Genomic DNA, 15748 nt, shown 5'->3' with positions numbered 1-15748 from the left:
CGCCGCGCTGCCTGTCGCGATAAGCTCTTCTGAAATTGCACAGGTGCTTCGATGTCCGTTAAGCAGCTTCCTTCGTCCCCGCTCAAAGGATTGCTTTCGCGTAAGGCAATCGAATCCTCGTCCTCCGCCGGTCGGTTGCTGGCACGGCTTGGCTTGCGTGCAGTCGCTCCCTTTGGCGCAGATTCGATCGTTTTCGACGCGGGCGGCTATTCCATGCTCCTGCCGGTTTCACATCCCCTCCCCAGATATTGGCGCGGCTTTCCGAATTACGACCGAGCTTTGCCACGCCTGGTGCGCAGCTTGAGCGCGCTCACGCAATCCAAGGAGTTCGTGATCGTTGATATCGGCGCGAATGTAGGCGACACCGCCGTCGCGCTGCTCCAGCACCCTGCCACCTTCGTCGTCGCGATCGAGGGCAATGATGCGTTCCTGCCGCACCTCCGGCAAAATCTGAGTGCATTCACGAACAGATCGGCAATCATCGAGCGCTTCATCGGCCCAAAAACCGCCGAATCCTTCGTCGTGGAGACCTGTAACGGAACAGCGAAACTCATCCACGCCGATGATGGAGTCGAATCGTCGGTTGATATGATAGGACTGGATGAAGCACTCGCCCTATCGAACAAAGATGATATCGACTTGATCAAGATCGACACCGATGGCTTCGACATACAGATTATCATGAATTCCCTTGCCATGCTGAACTCATCTAATATTCCAATATTTTTCGAATTCGATCCGAATTTGGCAAAACCCGTCACGGGAGACGCCTGGATAATCTTCGACACCCTTCTCGACATTGGATATTCATATGGAATTGCATATGTGAATACTGGCGAGATACTCAGATGCTTCCGCGTGAATGACCAAGCGGCGATTGATGAAATGCGGGCTTTCCTGAGCTCGGCTACACCATCTGCCTATCTCGACCTGATCATGTTCAAGGATGTCACTCGATTCGACCATGCCAGAGCGAGCGAGCTGGCACATTTCACCGGGATCGACACCCAATTCTTAATAATCCCCCAATGACCGTGCGGGTTTTGCTCGATCACTATGTTGCCGTGAATCAATATTTCGGTGGCATTTCCAAATATCTCGGAGAAATGGTATCCGCCCTACCGCCCGAAGGCGTGGATCCGACGCTTTTCGCGCCACTCTACATCAACCACCAACTGGCCACCTTGCCGCCGCAGATGGTTTGGGGAAAGCGGCTCGACATTCCACTGCCCACTCGCAAATGGGCGAGCGCCCTGGCGATCGGGCTCTTTCCGATTGCCACGAGGCTGGTGCGTCCGGACGTGGTTCATGAAACCTATTATGCGCCCCGACGCTTGGCGCCCGCAAAGATTCCAATCGTGCTGACGGTGCACGATATGATCCACGAAATCTTTCCGGAACAGTTCGTCAACGATCCTGCGCGCGGCTTCAAGCGCACGGCCATCAACCGCGCCGATCACATCATCTGCGTATCACAGAACACCCGCCGGGACCTGATCCAAATCTATCCTCATGTCGCCGATCGCATAACCGTTATTCCATTGGGCTTTGCCGCGCGCGCATATCCATCGCGCAATCGCGTTCGCGACAGGCCGTATATATTCTATGTGGGCAATCGCAGTGGCTACAAGAATTTCGAATCCCTGTTGCGCGCATATGCACAGTCCGAACGGTTGAGATCGGATTTCGATCTTGTCTGCGGCGGCAAGCCATTGTCCGCGGCTGAAAGCGCGATGATCAAGGACCTGGGCCTCTCCGCAGACCGTGTGGTTGCGATCTCGACGGATGATGCGGGGCTTCACGCGCTCTACGCCAACGCCGACATATTCGTTTATCCGTCGTTGTACGAGGGATTCGGCATCCCCCCGCTTGAAGCCATGGCCGCCGATTGCCCCGTCGTAACCGTCGGGGTCAGTTCCATTCCGGAGATATGCGGGAACGCAGTGGACTATGCCGAAGATGGCAGCCCGGAAGCCCTGGCCAGTGCGATCGAACGAGTGCTGGCGTCACCATCGCGTTGCACGGAACTGCGGCAGGCCGGACGTCTGCGCCTGGAGCATTTTTCATGGCAGCGGTGCGCAGCCGAAACGGCGGGCGTATATCGCCAGTTGTCTGGCAAAAACTGATCTCTCCCATCCCCCGGGATCAGCGCTCCACCGCCATCGCACTGCGGATACCGCTCTCGAGGCGATATGGCGGACGCCACCCGAGCGTTTCGCAGGCAGGGGAGCAATCGAGTTGGAGACCGTCGCTCAATTTACGGATCGCGCTCGAGGTCCACGGCAGGTGCCGCGCCACGGACAATAACCAGCGGGGCAACGCAAAAATCCGGGATGGACGCCCGGCCTCGCGGGCCATCAGTGCGATCAGGTCAGATACGCCGATGTCCTGCGCGTCACTGACCAGAAAGAGGCGGTCACGCGCCCTTTCGTCGCGCAATGCGGTACAAATGAAGTCCGAGAGATTTTCGACAAAGACGAAGCTGCGTAGCGCATCGAAACCGCCCAAGGGTAGTGGCAGCCGGCTCAATGCCAGTTTCCTGAGTGCCGCGAAGTTCGCGGGCGCCGAGGCACCATAAACGAGCGGCGGGCGAACGATCGTCCAGGCCATATCGTTCGCTTCGCAAAAGGAGCGAACCCGGTCCTCCGCCTCGAGCTTCGAACGCCCATAGGCGTCCTCCGGCTGCGGCGTATCGCGCTCGCCGAAAGCGGTTCCCGGTGCGGTCCGCTCCCCATTGACCTTGATCGAACTGATGAAGATGAAATGCCGAACGCCGGCACGCGCCGCCGCTTCCAGAAGATGCCCGGTTCCCGAAACATTAACGGCGCGGTAGCGTTGCAGAACCTCCGCACTATCGCCCACGCCGGAATGCGTCATCGCCGCCAAGTGAACCACCGCGTCAAGTTCGGGAAGCACCGGTACCGTCCCTGCGGAAAGATCCCCCATCGCCACCGCATGCGGCTGCCCCCCCGCCTCGCGTAGAAGGGGGACCACGACATTCCCCTCATCAACGCACCTTGCGGCCAGCGAACGGCCGACAAAGCCGGTGGCGCCCGAAATACCGATCCTCAACGAAAATATTCCAGCAGCTTGAGCGGATATTTCGACGCGATCATCCATGCGTTCGAATAGACACCGTTTTCCCGACAGGCACGCAGCACTTCGCGATTGATCACTGATTTTGCAGCAAGATCGCGATTGCTCACACCGCCCGCCTGCATGCGGACGAGAACCCTAGGCAGGTGCACGAAACTCAGCCGGTGCTTGACGAAAGCGCGCACCACGAATTCGTAATCCGCGGCGATCCTGAAATCGGTGCGGTAGGTGCCGACGCGCAGATAGGCTTCGCGGGTCATGTACATGCCCGGATGTGCCGGCATCCACCCCCAAGCCAGGCGGCCGGGCCTGAAGGTGACGCTGCGATAGCGGCGGAACAGACGGTCAGGCCGCCTGGTCGAGAAAAATCCCACATCGCATAGAACCGCATCGGTCCCATGAGTGGCGAAGGCCTCCGCCACCCACGCCAGGGCGTCCGGATCGGCAAAATGATCATCGGCGTTCAGAATGCCGACGATTTCACCGCTGGCCAGCGCCAGCCCCTTGTTCATCGCATCGTACATACCTTGATCGGGCCCGGAGACGAAACGCCCGCCCACCCGGATCCGCGCCTCGACGATGGCGGCAGTTTCATCGGTGGAGCCGCCATCCATCACAATATGCTCGACATCGTCGTGCGTCTGCGCTGCAACCGACTGCAAGGTGCGGGCGATCGTCGCGCCGGCATTGTAGCAGGGGGTGATCACGCTGAATTTCATGGCCAGCATAAACTCTCATGGCAGGAACGCAGCCCTGCTATGCGCACAGCCGTTCGGACGGGCAAGAATCTTGTGCCTCGATCGTTACCGATCGAGGAAATCGAGGCTTTATGACTTCATGACCATGATCTACAGCAAGCCGGATGAAACGGATCGAAGATGCGCGGTGAACCTTAACCTGCTTCCAGCATGCCGCGGGCGATAGACCAATCGTGAAGCTCGCGCTGACCTCGCATCTTGGCGACCCGCTCGACCAGCGCACATGGTCTTCGGCGCCCGCAAACCTGACGAATGCGCTGACCGCGCTGGGCGTCGATGTCCAGCCGATCAACAGCGCCATATTGTCTCCGGCTCACCGGACCCTGCTCGCGGCACGCAATCTTCTTTCCGGACTGCCGCCGCGCGACGTGTCGCGCTTCGCACGGGCGCGGCAATTGCGCGGCGCCTATGTCGGATCGCAGGCCGCGCGCGCCGGTGCCAATCATATACTCTGCTGTACATCGCTCGACGCGCCGGTCGGGTCCGATATTTCCTATTCACTATGGGTCGACGATAGCTGGCACCTGCTCAGCCGCGGATTGCTCTCACCGGGTTTTGCCGACCGCGCATTCGAGATCGTCGATGCGCTGGACCGGACCGCCTATCGATCGGCGCATCGCGTCCTGACATTTTCCGAGCATCTTCGCGCCGATATCATCGATCATTACGGCGTGTCGCCGGAACGGGTGATCGCCGTCGGCTGCGGATCGGGGCCCCTGCCCTCTTTCTCCGGCAGCAAAACCTATGCGGATGGACATATGCTGTTCGTCGCCAAGCATCAGTTCAGGGAAAAAGGCGGTGACCTGGTGCTGGCCGCACTCGCGCATATCCGCGCCGCCCGACCGCAAACCCGGCTGGTGATGGTCGGTAATGCAGATGCCGTCGAACGGGCGCGGACGATCGACGGCGTGACGGCATATGACTTCCTGCCGCGCGAAGCACTTATCGCGCAATTTCACGACGCGGCGATGCTCGTCCAGCCGATGCTCGGGGATCCCTGGGGGCAGGTCTATCTGGAGGCGATGAAGGCGAAGGCGATCCTTGTCTCGCTCGATCGCGGCGCCTTGCCCGAACTGACGGACAATGGACGATTGGGCACGCTGGTGGATCGCCCCGATCCCCGCGCACTGGCCGATGCCGTCATCGCCACCTATGCCCGTCCGCAAGCCGAACTGGAGAGCATCGCCGATGAGGCCCAAACCAGGATCCTGACCCGATTTGAATGGCTGCATGTCGCGCAACGCATATTGAACGCCATCGACCATCGTGGATCAACCTGATCCGATGACGATCAGCGTCCTGTTCGACCATTATATCGCCGTCAACCAAACCTACGGAGGCATCTCCAAATATCTTGGAGAACTGGCCGATGCCCTTCCGGATCAGGGCGTGGAGCCAAGATTTTTCGCGCCGCTCTATATCAATCGTCAAATCGCCGAATTGCCGAAACCCTATGTCTGGGGGAAACGATTCAACCTTCCGCCGCATGCGCGTAAAGTGGCGACCGCGCTGTCATTCGGGCTGTTTCCGATCGTAGCTAGGCTGGCGCGTCCGGACGTGATCCACGGCACCTATTATGTCCCGCACTATCTGACGCCCGCCAAGGTTCCGACCGTGCTGACGGTCCACGACATGATCCATGAGCTCTTTCCGGAACAATTCAGCGATCGGGTACGCAGCGTCAAGCGAACCGCGATCCATCGCGCCGATCATATCATCTGCGTGTCGCAAAACACCCGGCGGGACCTGATCGACATCTATCCCGACGTCGCCAACCGGATCACCGTCATACCACTGGGCTTTACCGCGCCTGCGCATTCATCGGCGCATCGCGCCCACGACAGACCCTATATACTCCATGTCGGCCGTCGCGGCGGCTACAAGAATTTCGAAGCGCTGCTCCGTGCATATGCGCAGTCCGAGCAATTGAAATCGCATTTCGATCTTGTTTGCGGCGGCGCGCCATTCTCCAGCAGTGAAGGTGCATTGATCGACAGCCTCGGCCTTTCGCGTGAACAGGTGGTCGCGATTTCCGCCGATGATGACGGCCTTCATGCGCTTTATGCGAATGCGGCGGTGTTCGTGTATCCATCGCTGTACGAAGGCTTCGGCATCCCCCCGCTCGAAGCCATGGCCGCCGATTGCCCCGTCGTGACGATCGCGAGCAGTTCGATTCCGGATGTTTGCGGAAACGCCGTGGATTATGCCGAGAATGGCGACCCGGCAGCATTGGCTGATGCGATCGAGAAATTGCTGGCATCCCCTTCGCGTTGCGACGAATTGCGGCAGGCCGGACGGCTGCACCTCCGGAATTTTTCATGGCAGCGCTGCGCGGCGGAGACCGCCGCGGTTTATCGTCAACTGTCCGGAAATGCCGGTCTCGATCGATAAGGCGGCATCCCTTCGACCTCTACTTTATGAAGCGATCCTCCTCGTCTAGAAACCTTGTCCAAGACGATTGCCATGAGCGCGGAGGCATCCAGGAAGAGTTCATGCGAACCCCATTCATTTCGATCGTGACCATTTCCTACAATCAGGCGCCGTTCCTGCGCGAGGCCATCGAGTCCGTGCTCTCCCAGAAAACGTCGAATGTCGAATATATCGTGGTTGATCCCGGCTCCACGGACAGCAGCCGGGATATCATCGCGGACTATGGCGATGCGATCGATCGGGTCGTGCTTGATCCGGATGACGGCCCGGCCGATGGATTGAACAAGGGTTTCGCATTGGCGCAGGGCCGGATCGGCTATTTCCTCAACAGCGACGATTATCTGCTGCCCGGCGCCATCGCCAAACTGGAGCATATATGGGCATCCAATCCCGGCGCTCGTTTCGTGCTGTGCCGTGCCTGGCTCGTCGATCGCACGGGATATCCGACGCGCGAACTGATCCCTACGCCCGTCCGCATGCTCGACCTGAAATTCGGCGCGGCAACGATCGTGCAGCCGGGCCTGTCGTTCGAAATGGAGCTGTTCCGCGAAGTCGGGGGGTTCAACCCGATCAACCGGTCATGCTGGGATTATGAGCTCCTAGCCGAGTTCGCGCGACGCCGGGCACCGTTCGTGACCTGTGCGGACCGCATCGCCGCGTTCAGGCTCTATGATGAATGCATCACCGGCGGCGGCGCCGGGCAGGCGCATGAAGAGCGTTTCGATCGCGACTTTGCCCGCATCCATTCGGATATCCTGAATCAGCGCAATGTCGGCGATCGCATGACCGTGCTTCGCCGTGGCCGTTGGTTCAAGATGCTTGCGAACCCGTCCCATGCGGTCCACCGGATCCGCGAACTCTCCCGCCCGGCCACCATCGAGAAACGGTGGAGAACCGACCTACCCCGCTGACGCATCCAGCGATATCGCGTCGACATTCCGATATTCGGGCACCAGTGACCGGATGATCGCTTTGACCGCATCCTCATCGCCGTGATCCGCGGCCATGCGCAGCCGGTTCAGCGCGTCCTCCATCTCGGCCTGGCCGCGATGGGCTTCGCGCGCCCGGAAGATGCGGTCGTGGCGCGTTGGTTGCTGACCATCGCCGATCAGTAGCTCCTCGAACAGCTTTTCCCCCGGCCTCAGCCCGACTTCGACGATCTCGATATCGCCATTGGGATGGCTTTCGTCGCGCACCGACATGCCGGACAGCTTGATCATCGTCCGCGCCAGTTCGGCGATCGGCACCGCGCTGCCCATGTCGAGCACATAGACCTCGCCGCCCTCGGCCATCGCGCCGGCCTGGATGACGAGCTGCGACGCCTCGGGGATGGTCATGAAATACCGGGTTATGCGTCTGTCGGTCAGGGTGACGGGTCCACCCTCCCTGATCTGGCGCCGGAACAAGGGGACCACCGATCCGCTCGATCCCAGGACATTGCCGAAACGGACCATCGAGAAGATCGTCCTGGAACCGCGCGCGGCCAGCGCCTGGAGGACAAGTTCGCACACCCGCTTGGTCGCGCCCATGATATTGGTCGGCCGCACCGCCTTGTCTGTGCTCACCAGGATGAAGTGGCTCACGCCGGCGGCTTCGGCGGCCATGGCGGTGTTCAGCGTGCCCAGGATATTGTTGCGCGAGCCTGCAATCACATTCGCTTCGACGAGCGGGACATGTTTGTAGGCCGCGGCGTGAAACACCGTTTGCGGTTCACAGCGGGCCATGCAGCTATCGATCTGGCTCTTGTCGACTACATTCACCAGATGGGGGAGGATCTGCGCGTCGACGCCCTCCGACGCGGCGATACGCCTGAGTTCGTCGTCGATCGTGAACAGCGCGAACTCGCTCATTTCGACGAGGATGAGCGCCTGGGGCCTGAGCCGGACGATCTGCCGACACAATTCGCTGCCGATCGACCCGCCCGCGCCCGTGACCATGACGGTCTTGCCTAGGATCGTGCGGCTCAGCAGCAACTGATTGGGGCTGACCGGCTCGCGCCCCAGCAGATCCTCGATATCGATCTCGCGCAGCGATTCGATCGAGACCTGATCGTCGACGATCTCCCGCATCGCCGGCAAGGTGCGGACGCGGACATGAAAGGGTTCGAGCGCATCGATGATGGCGCGCCGCCGAACCCGATCGATATTGGGCAGCGCTAGGAACAGGTCCGTCACCTCGAAATCGGCGATCAGCGTGTCGAGCCGACTCGAATGATGCACCGGCACGCGATCGAGCCTTTGCCCGCCCAGACGGGAATCGTCGTCGACAAAGGCGATCAGCGTCATGCTCGGTTCGAGCCGCATGGAGCTGGCAAGCTGCTGGCCGGCATGACCGGCGCCGTAGACCAAGATACGACGCGACGCGCCAGCATAGCTGCGCTGGTTGAGCAGATCGACCAGCACATAGCGCGCGACGATGCGGCTCAACGCCAGCAACAGGAAGAAGATCAGCGGCTGGAGAACCGCCACGGTCCGCGGAACGCCCACGATCCCGGCCATCATGAAGCCGATCACCATCGGCACCATCATGGCGATGCAGGACACCGCCAGATTTACGATCGTGCCGGAGCCAGCATAGCGGAAAATCGCCCGATATGTACCGTTTCTGTAGAAGATGGGCAGCCACAGGCAGATGCAGACAGCGCCGACCAGGAGCATCCCCGGCCCATAGTCGCGGAACACCCCGTAAAACTCGCCAAGGCGAAGGGAGAATGCCAGCCAGACCGCAATCAGGCAAAGCATCGCGTCGCAAAGGATGACGATGCCGCGCTTCGCGCCACGGCCGAGGCCGAGCAGCCTGGGCAGGAACGCGACAACGCCCTCAAAGCAATCCGAGATCAATTGACGCATTATAGCCGAACCTTGCTTCCGCGCGATCGGACGGAGCCACGCGCGCCATTACATCGCCGATCACATCCAAAAAGCCAAGGTTTCGCCATTGCCGCCTGCCCCCGGAACGCCTGACGAAGATGGCTTTAACACGATCATCTTGCATTCGTGCTAATCACCGCTAAACGCCCGCCCATGACGGGTTCCCGGCGACGGGATGAAAAGGGAACGGGGTACGGCGGTTGGCCGAAGCCCCGGCAGCCCCCGCTACTGTAACCGGCGAGCCATCGCGCCATATGCCACTGGGTTTGTCCCGGGAAGGCGGCGCGGACCAGGCATTGACCCGGGAGCCAGGAGACCTGCCCGTCATCGTCGTTCTTCCACGCGGGCGGGGTGCACCGGGCGGGCGAGGTCTTCCTCGTTTGGCGACATCGTGACGTCGTTGAACGAAGGGACATTGCCGTGAAGACCATTTCGACCATCGCACTCGCCGCCGCCTTTGCCGGCGCCGCCACGCCGGCGCTCGCCGACGATGCGCCGGAAGACATCATCATCACCGCGATCGGCGCGGCGCAGAATGCGGACGAGACCGGCCAGGCCGTCACCATCATCGATCGCGCCGCGATCGAGCGCAGCCAGGCGGTGGTCGCGACCGACCTGCTGATGCGCACGCCCGGCGTGTCGGTGACGCGCACCGGCGGCCCCGGCGCCGTCACCGCGCTGCGCATCCGCGGCGCCGAGGACGGGCAGACCTTGGTGCTGATCGATGGCGTGCGCGCCGGCGATCCCTCCGCCCCGTCCGGCGCCTTCGATTTCGGCCATCTGATGATCGGCAATTTCGATCGGATCGAGGTCGTTCGCGGCCCCAATTCGGTGCCCTGGGGCAGCCAGGCGCTGGGCGGCGTCGTCAACATCATGACCGCGCGGCCCGCCGAAGGGCTCCAGGCGCGGGCTCGCGCCGAATATGGATCCTATGACAGCGTCAACGCGACCGCACAGCTTTCGGGCAGCAGCGGCGCCTTTTCCGGATCGATCGGCGGCAACTGGTATCGCACGGACGGCGTCTCGCAATTCGCCGGCGGCGCCGAGCGTGACGGTTTCCGCCAATATGACGCCAATGCCCGGCTCGGCATCGCGCTGGGCGAGGATTTCGACATCGACCTGCGCGGCAATTTCGCCGACAGCCGCACCGATCTCGACGGGTTCGCGCCCCCCACCTATGCGTTCGGCGATACCGACGAATATTCGACCGCGCGGGAGATCTACGGATATGCCGGGCTCAATGCCCGGCTGTTCGACGGCAAGCTGAAGAACCGCCTCGCCTTCGTCATCGCCGATATCGATCGCGACAATTTCAATCCCGATTTCGGCCCCGCCCCCAGCTTTCTGGCGCGCGGCCGCACCGAGCGCTTCGAATATCAGGGTGATCTGGCGCTCTCGGAGATGTTCCGCGCCGTGTTCGGCGCGGAGACCGAAACCTCGAAGCTGCTGACCGACGACGGCTTCTCGCGCACCGCCGCCAAGACCGGGATCGACAGTTTCTACGGCCAGATCGTCGTCAAGCCGGTCGCGGCGCTGACCTTGACCGGCGGTGTGCGCCACGACGATCACGAACAGTTCGGCGGCCACACCACGATCGGCGCCAATGCCGCGCTGAAGCTGGGCACCGGCACCTTGCTGCGCGCCAATTACGGCGAGGGTTTCAAGGCGCCCACACTGTTCCAGCTCGACGCCAGCCTGACCGGTTACGGCAACAGGCTGCTCAAGCCCGAACAGGCGAAGAGCTATGATGTCGGCATCCAGCAGACCTTGCTCGACGGCGCGCTCGTCGCGGGCGTGACGCTGTTCCAGCGCCGCACGCGCAACCAGATCGACTTCATCTCCTGCGCCGCGCCATTGACGGGCATCTGCGCCAATCGCCCCTATGGCACCTATGACAATATCGCCAGGGCACGCGCCAAGGGGCTGGAATTCCTGCTTGAGATGAAGCCGGTCGAAGCGCTCGATTTCACCGCTTCCTACAGCTTCACCGATGCGGAAAACCGCACGCCCGGCGCCAATTTCGGCAAGGACCTCGCCAGGCGCCCGCGCCACACCGTCACCGCCACGGTCGACTATGCGCCGATGGAAGGGCTGAGCCTGGGGGCGGACGTGCTGCATGTCGGCGACAGTTTCGACAATGCGGCGAACAGCGTGCGGCTCGATTCCTACGTGCTGACCGGCATCCGCGCCGCCTACACGATCGATGGGCGCTTCACTCTCTATGGTCGCGTCGATAACCTGTTCGACGTGAATTATCAGACCGTCTCGGGCTACGGCACCTTCGGCCGCGCCGCTTATATCGGCGTGCGGGCGGGATTCTGATGGACCAGAGCGCTTCCCGAAAAAGTGGGAACCGGTTTTTCGACCAGGAAGCGCTCCGGATATCGAAACCCACACGCTGGTGGCCGATCATCCTGCTGCTTGCGGGATGTTCGGCTGCCGGCGTGCCTGAAGCGCGCCATGCCAGCATCGTTTCGACAAATCCCTGCGCGGACGCCATCTTGATGGAGGTCGCGCCGCATGCGCGGATCGCGGCGATCAGCCATTACTCGCGCGATCCGGGATCGAGTTCGATCGATCCGGCGCTGGCCCGCCGTTTCCGCGCGACCGCCGGCACCGCCGAGGAGGTGGTGACGCTTCGCCCCGACCTCGTCATTTTCGGCCGGTTCGAGCCGGCCGCATCGCGCAAGGCCTATGCCCGCGCGGGCATCCGGACCCTGGCGGTCGACACCCCCGCGACGCTCTCCGAAGTGCGCGCGCAGGTGATGACGATCGCGGAAGCGATCGGCGAACCGGCACGGGGCCGCGCGCTCGTCGCGCGGATCGATGCAGCCGCAGCGGCGGCCCTGCCGCCCCCAGGCACCGCGCCCGTCCCCGCGCTGCTCTGGCATGCCGGTGGCCTCGTCTCCGGTGCCGGCACGCTCGACGATTCACTGATGCGCCATGCCGGCTTCCGCAATGCGGCCGCCGATTACGGGCTCGCCTTCACCGGCTATCTGCCGCTCGATCAGGTCGTCTCTGCTCCGCCGAAGGTGATGCTGGTCCCCCCCGCCTCACGCGGCAGCGATGATGAAAGCCGGATGCGGACGATGCGCGAGCGCGCCTTCGCGCGGATCGGCAAGGCCGTCGAAGCCGATTTCCCCGAACATCTCTCCTGGTGCGCGGGCCCGGTCGTCATCCCCGCCCTCAGGCGGCTGGCCGAAATCCGCAAGGAGATCGGGTGATGTGCGTTTCAGCACGACGATCCTCCCCCTTGATGGGGGAGGCGCGAGACTTGACGAGCGCAGCGAGTTTAGTCGCAGCGGAGGTGATGTTCTACGCTGGACGCATATGCCCGGCATCACCCCCACCCAACCCTCCCCCATCAAGGGGGAGGGCAAAGTGAACCGCAATCTCGGCATCACGCTCTCCCTTGCGCTCGGCTGCATTCTCATGTTCGGCCTGTCGCTGATGGCGGGCAAGGTCTGGGTGCCGTTCTCGGCTTGGTTCGGCGACGATACCGGCTGGTGGATCATCCTGGAACTGCGCCTGCCGCGCGCGATCCTCGCGGCGGCGATCGGCGCGGCGCTGGGCCTGTCCGGTGCGGTGCTCCAGGGTTATCTTCGCAATCCGCTCGCCGATCCCACATTGGTCGGCGTCGCCTCCACCGCCGCGCTCGGGGCGGTCGGCGCGATCTTCCTCGGCTTCGCGATGTCACCCTTCGTCATCTTCGGCAGCGCGATGACGGGCGCGGCCTCCGCCGTGCTGCTGCTCGCCATGCTTGTCGGCCGATCGGGCAGCGCCATCGCCTTCATCCTGGCGGGCATGGTGCTGTCCAGCCTGTCGGGCTCGCTCACCGCCTTCCTCATCTCGATCGCGCCCAATCCCTTCGCCACCTCCGAAATCATCTCATGGCTGATGGGCGCGCTCACCGATCGCAGCTTCGACGATGTCGCGCTCGCCCTGCCCCTCATCCTGGCCGGCATGGCGTTGCTGGGCTTTTCCGCGCCCGCGCTCGACCTGCTCAGTCTTGGCGAGGATGCCGCTCGTTCGCTCGGTCTCTCGACGGGACGGCTGCAGGCGATCATCGTCGCGGGGCTCGGCCTCGCGGTCGGCGCCTGCGTCGCGGTTTCGGGTGTCGTCGGCTTTGTCGGGCTGATCGTGCCGCACCTCCTTCGCCCGCTGGTCGGGCAGAAGCCGTCGGCGCTGCTGTTCCCGTCCGCATTGGGCGGCGCCGTGCTCCTCCTCGCCGCCGACAGTCTCGTCCGGCTGTCGCCCGGCGCCGGCGAGATCAGGCTGGGCATCGCGATGGCGCTGATCGGCACCCCCTTCTTCTTCGCATTGCTCGTCAACATGCGGCGGCGGTCGTCATGGCTCTGACGGCCCGGTCGCTCTCGCTCAGCCTGGGTCGCCGCCTTGTGCTCGACGCAATCTCGCTGTCGGTGCGTCCCGGCCGCATCACCGTGCTGCTCGGCCCCAACGGCGCGGGCAAGACCAGCCTGTTGCGCTGCCTCGCCGGGCTGCTGCGTCCCGAGAGCGGCGCGATCATGCTCGACGATGCACCGATCGGGACGCTGCCCTTGCGCGAACGCGCGCGCCGCATCGGCTATCTGCCGCAATCCGCCGAGCTGGTCTGGAGCCTGAACGCGCGCGATGTGATCGCGCTCGGCCGCCATCCCTGGCGCTCTCCCTTCGCCGCGCCGTCCGAAGCCGATCGCGCCGCCATCGCCGACGCCATGACGGCGACCGACACCGAACGCTTCGCCGATCGACCGGCGAACGAATTGTCGGGCGGCGAGCGCGCCCGCGTGCTGCTCGCGCGCGTGCTCGCCGGTAGCCCCGAATGGCTGTTGGCCGACGAACCGCTCGCCAGCCTCGATCCTGCCCATCAGATCGACATATTGGATCGGTTCCGCGCCGCCGCCGATCGCGGCTGCGGCGTCGTGATCGTGCTGCACGATCTCAACCATGCCGCACGCATCGCCGACGATATCGCGTTGCTTCACGGTGGCCGGCTGGTCGCGCATGGCCCGGCCGCCGACACGCTCACCCCCGCTGCCATCGCCGAAATATTCGATCTCTCGGTCGAGATATTGCCGGCAGCCAGGGGCTATCCGATGCAGATCGTCACTTGCGGCAGACGCAACTCGGCTGAATAGGTGCTCGAAATTTACGTTACGGAGCGCTAGACCAAGATCACTTCAGATTGAAACAATCTGAAGTGTGAATCTTGGTCTCGACAATCTGAATTAGAGCCTGATTCACGCCATCGGCGGAAGCGCAAAGCGCTTCCACCTCAAGCGATCAGGCTCTACAGGCTCACGATCTTTCAAGCGGGGGTGCCCATGTCGTCTTATGATGTCCTGATTGTCGGAGCCGGCCATGGCGGCGCGCAAGCAGCGGTGGTGCTTCGTCAGCAGGGTTTCGAAGGCAGCATCGCGGTGGTCGGCGACGAGCCCGAAATCCCCTATGAGCGCCCGCCGCTGTCCAAGGAATATTTCTCGGGCGAAAAGACCTTCGAACGCATCCTGATCCGTCCGGCGAGCTTCTGGGCGGACCGCAATGTCGAGATGCTGACGGGCAAGCGCGTCACCGAGGTCGATCCGGCGGGCAAGACCGTCACGATCGCGGGCGGCGATACGATCGGATACGGCACGCTGATCTGGGCGACGGGCGGAACGCCGCGCATGCTGCCTTGCGAGGGATCGGATCTGGCGGGCGTCCATGTCGTGCGCACCCGCGCGGACGCCGACGCGATGATGGCCGCGCTCGATTCGATCACCGACGTCGTCGTGGTCGGCGGCGGCTATATCGGGCTCGAGGCAGCGGCAGTGCTCAGCAAGTTCGGCAAGACCGTAACCGTGCTCGAAGCACTGCCGCGCGTGCTCGCGCGCGTCGCCGGCGAACCGCTGTCGCGCTTCTATGAGGCAGAACATCGCGCGCATGGCGTCGATGTGCGGCTGGAAGCCCGGCTGGACGGCTTTGTGGGCGAGAACGGCAGGGTCATGGGCGTGCGCATGGCGGACGGCGAGGTGATCCCCGCGCAGATGGTGATCGTCGGCATCGGCATCATCCCCGCGGTCGGCCCGCTGATCGCGGCCGGCGCCAATGGCGGCAACGGCGTCGATGTCGATCATCTCTGCCGCACCTCGCTGCCCGATATCTATGCGATCGGCGACTGCGCCGCGCACGAGAACGGCTTTTGCGGTGGCCAGCGCATCCGGCTCGAATCGGTGCAGAACGCCAATGATCAGGCCGCGACCGTCGCCAAGGCGATCATGGGCGATGCCCAGCCCTATCATGCGGTACCGTGGTTCTGGTCGAACCAATATGATCTGCGCCTCCAGACCGTTGGGCTTTCGACCGATCATGACGATCTCGTCCTGCGCGGCGATCCCGCCGCCCGCTCGTTCTCGGTCGTCTATCTGAAGGGCGGCAAGGTGATCGCGCTCGACTGCGTCAACGCCACCAAGGACTATGTCCAGGGTCGCAAGTTCGTACTCGAAGGCCTGTCGCCGACGCGCGAACAACTCGCGGACGCCGGCACGCCGCTCAAGGAATTGCTGGCTTAACGACAAGCCTGACTATCTTATATTCTCCCCTCCCGCTTGCGGG

At 62.9% G+C, this 15748-nt stretch carries 13 protein-coding genes and 1 riboswitch; of the genes, 10 read left to right on the top strand and 3 right to left on the bottom strand.

Annotated elements, in window-relative coordinates:
• Nucleotides 1-51 precede the first annotated feature (51 nt).
• Both K7G82_RS00740 and K7G82_RS00735 read left to right on the top strand, forming a co-directional pair.
• Entirely contained in the window at nucleotides 52-1032 is a 981-nt protein-coding gene (locus tag K7G82_RS00740) for an FkbM family methyltransferase (RefSeq protein ID WP_222987906.1), read from the top strand.
• Nucleotides 1029-2126, top strand: a complete 1098-nt coding sequence (locus K7G82_RS00735) for a glycosyltransferase family 4 protein (protein ID WP_222987905.1) — start codon at nucleotides 1029-1031, stop codon at nucleotides 2124-2126. Before K7G82_RS00740 ends, K7G82_RS00735 begins: the two co-directional genes overlap by 4 nt.
• Before the next feature lie 19 nt (nucleotides 2127-2145).
• Here K7G82_RS00735 and K7G82_RS00730 read toward each other — a convergent pair whose 3' ends face one another.
• Together K7G82_RS00730 and K7G82_RS00725 are read right to left on the bottom strand one after the other, a co-directional pair.
• Nucleotides 2146-3072, bottom strand: a complete 927-nt coding sequence (locus tag K7G82_RS00730) for an NAD-dependent epimerase/dehydratase family protein (RefSeq protein WP_222987904.1) — start codon at nucleotides 3070-3072, stop codon at nucleotides 2146-2148.
• Entirely contained in the window at nucleotides 3069-3824 is a 756-nt protein-coding gene (locus tag K7G82_RS00725; RefSeq protein ID WP_222987903.1) for a glycosyltransferase family 2 protein, read from the bottom strand. Before K7G82_RS00725 ends, K7G82_RS00730 begins: the two co-directional genes overlap by 4 nt.
• A gap of 203 nt (nucleotides 3825-4027) precedes the next feature.
• On the opposite strand from K7G82_RS00725, the gene K7G82_RS30150 reads away from it, so the two are divergent.
• The 3 genes from K7G82_RS30150 to K7G82_RS00710 all read left to right on the top strand — a co-directional run bounded on the left by K7G82_RS30150 (nucleotide 4028) and on the right by K7G82_RS00710 (nucleotide 7195).
• Nucleotides 4028-5134 (top strand): glycosyltransferase family 4 protein, encoded by a 1107-nt coding sequence (locus K7G82_RS30150; protein WP_222987902.1) that lies wholly within the window; start codon nucleotides 4028-4030, stop codon nucleotides 5132-5134.
• A gap of 4 nt (nucleotides 5135-5138) precedes the next feature.
• Nucleotides 5139-6245 (top strand): glycosyltransferase family 4 protein, encoded by a 1107-nt coding sequence (locus K7G82_RS00715; protein WP_222987901.1) that lies wholly within the window; start codon nucleotides 5139-5141, stop codon nucleotides 6243-6245.
• Between the two features lie 101 nt (nucleotides 6246-6346).
• Complete coding sequence (locus tag K7G82_RS00710) at nucleotides 6347-7195, top strand: glycosyltransferase family 2 protein (protein ID WP_222987900.1); 849 nt, start codon at nucleotides 6347-6349, stop codon at nucleotides 7193-7195.
• Here the strand turns inward: K7G82_RS00710 and K7G82_RS00705 are convergent.
• Complete coding sequence (locus K7G82_RS00705) at nucleotides 7184-9133, bottom strand: polysaccharide biosynthesis protein (protein ID WP_222987899.1); 1950 nt, start codon at nucleotides 9131-9133, stop codon at nucleotides 7184-7186. The two genes, K7G82_RS00710 and K7G82_RS00705, sit on opposite strands and share 12 nt — an antisense overlap.
• 162 nt (nucleotides 9134-9295) lie before the next feature.
• A riboswitch (cobalamin riboswitch) is annotated at nucleotides 9296-9493 on the top strand.
• An 81-nt stretch (nucleotides 9494-9574) separates the two neighbouring features.
• Between K7G82_RS00705 and K7G82_RS00700 the strand changes: the two genes are divergently transcribed.
• The 5 genes from K7G82_RS00700 (at nucleotide 9575) to K7G82_RS00680 (ending at nucleotide 15705) form a co-directional block, all read left to right on the top strand.
• Nucleotides 9575-11476 carry a TonB-dependent receptor plug domain-containing protein gene (locus K7G82_RS00700; protein WP_343228495.1) on the top strand — a complete coding sequence of 634 codons (1902 nt, stop codon included), beginning with the start codon at nucleotides 9575-9577 and terminating at the stop codon, nucleotides 11474-11476.
• Nucleotides 11476-12378, top strand: coding sequence for an ABC transporter substrate-binding protein (locus K7G82_RS00695; protein ID WP_222987898.1), 903 nt, complete (start codon nucleotides 11476-11478; stop codon nucleotides 12376-12378). The genes K7G82_RS00700 and K7G82_RS00695 overlap by 1 nt, the downstream gene beginning before the upstream one ends.
• 208 nt (nucleotides 12379-12586) lie before the next feature.
• Nucleotides 12587-13513, top strand: a complete 927-nt coding sequence (locus K7G82_RS00690; protein WP_246623194.1) for a FecCD family ABC transporter permease — start codon at nucleotides 12587-12589, stop codon at nucleotides 13511-13513.
• Nucleotides 13504-14292, top strand: a complete 789-nt coding sequence (locus K7G82_RS00685) for an ABC transporter ATP-binding protein (RefSeq protein ID WP_222987896.1) — start codon at nucleotides 13504-13506, stop codon at nucleotides 14290-14292. The genes K7G82_RS00690 and K7G82_RS00685 overlap by 10 nt, the downstream gene beginning before the upstream one ends.
• Before the next feature lie 186 nt (nucleotides 14293-14478).
• A complete protein-coding gene (locus K7G82_RS00680) occupies nucleotides 14479-15705 on the top strand; it encodes an NAD(P)/FAD-dependent oxidoreductase (RefSeq protein WP_222987895.1) in 1227 nt (408 codons plus the stop codon).
• Nucleotides 15706-15748: the final 43 nt, after the last annotated feature.

The organism is Sphingomonas colocasiae, assembly GCF_019880585.1.
Lineage (GTDB): Bacteria > Pseudomonadota > Alphaproteobacteria > Sphingomonadales > Sphingomonadaceae > Sphingobium_A > Sphingobium_A colocasiae.
Note: the sequence above shows the minus strand (reverse complement) of the source record. Positions and strands in the feature narration are given on the sequence as shown.

What these genes read in the sequence shown, in the direction of transcription:
- K7G82_RS00740 (WP_222987906.1), top strand. Translation starts at nt 52, where the DNA reads ATGTCCGTTAAGCAGCTTCCTTCGTCCCCGCTCAAAGGATTGCTTTCG.
- K7G82_RS00705 (WP_222987899.1), bottom strand. Translation starts at nt 9,133, where the DNA reads ATGCGTCAATTGATCTCGGATTGCTTTGAGGGCGTTGTCGCGTTCCTG.
- K7G82_RS00710 (WP_222987900.1), top strand. Translation starts at nt 6,347, where the DNA reads ATGCGAACCCCATTCATTTCGATCGTGACCATTTCCTACAATCAGGCG.
- K7G82_RS00680 (WP_222987895.1), top strand. Translation starts at nt 14,479, where the DNA reads ATGTCGTCTTATGATGTCCTGATTGTCGGAGCCGGCCATGGCGGCGCG.
- K7G82_RS00725 (WP_222987903.1), bottom strand. Translation starts at nt 3,824, where the DNA reads ATGCTGGCCATGAAATTCAGCGTGATCACCCCCTGCTACAATGCCGGC.
- K7G82_RS00695 (WP_222987898.1), top strand. Translation starts at nt 11,476, where the DNA reads ATGGACCAGAGCGCTTCCCGAAAAAGTGGGAACCGGTTTTTCGACCAG.
- K7G82_RS00735 (WP_222987905.1), top strand. Translation starts at nt 1,029, where the DNA reads ATGACCGTGCGGGTTTTGCTCGATCACTATGTTGCCGTGAATCAATAT.
- K7G82_RS00690 (WP_246623194.1), top strand. Translation starts at nt 12,587, where the DNA reads ATGTTCGGCCTGTCGCTGATGGCGGGCAAGGTCTGGGTGCCGTTCTCG.
- K7G82_RS00715 (WP_222987901.1), top strand. Translation starts at nt 5,139, where the DNA reads ATGACGATCAGCGTCCTGTTCGACCATTATATCGCCGTCAACCAAACC.
- K7G82_RS00685 (WP_222987896.1), top strand. Translation starts at nt 13,504, where the DNA reads ATGGCTCTGACGGCCCGGTCGCTCTCGCTCAGCCTGGGTCGCCGCCTT.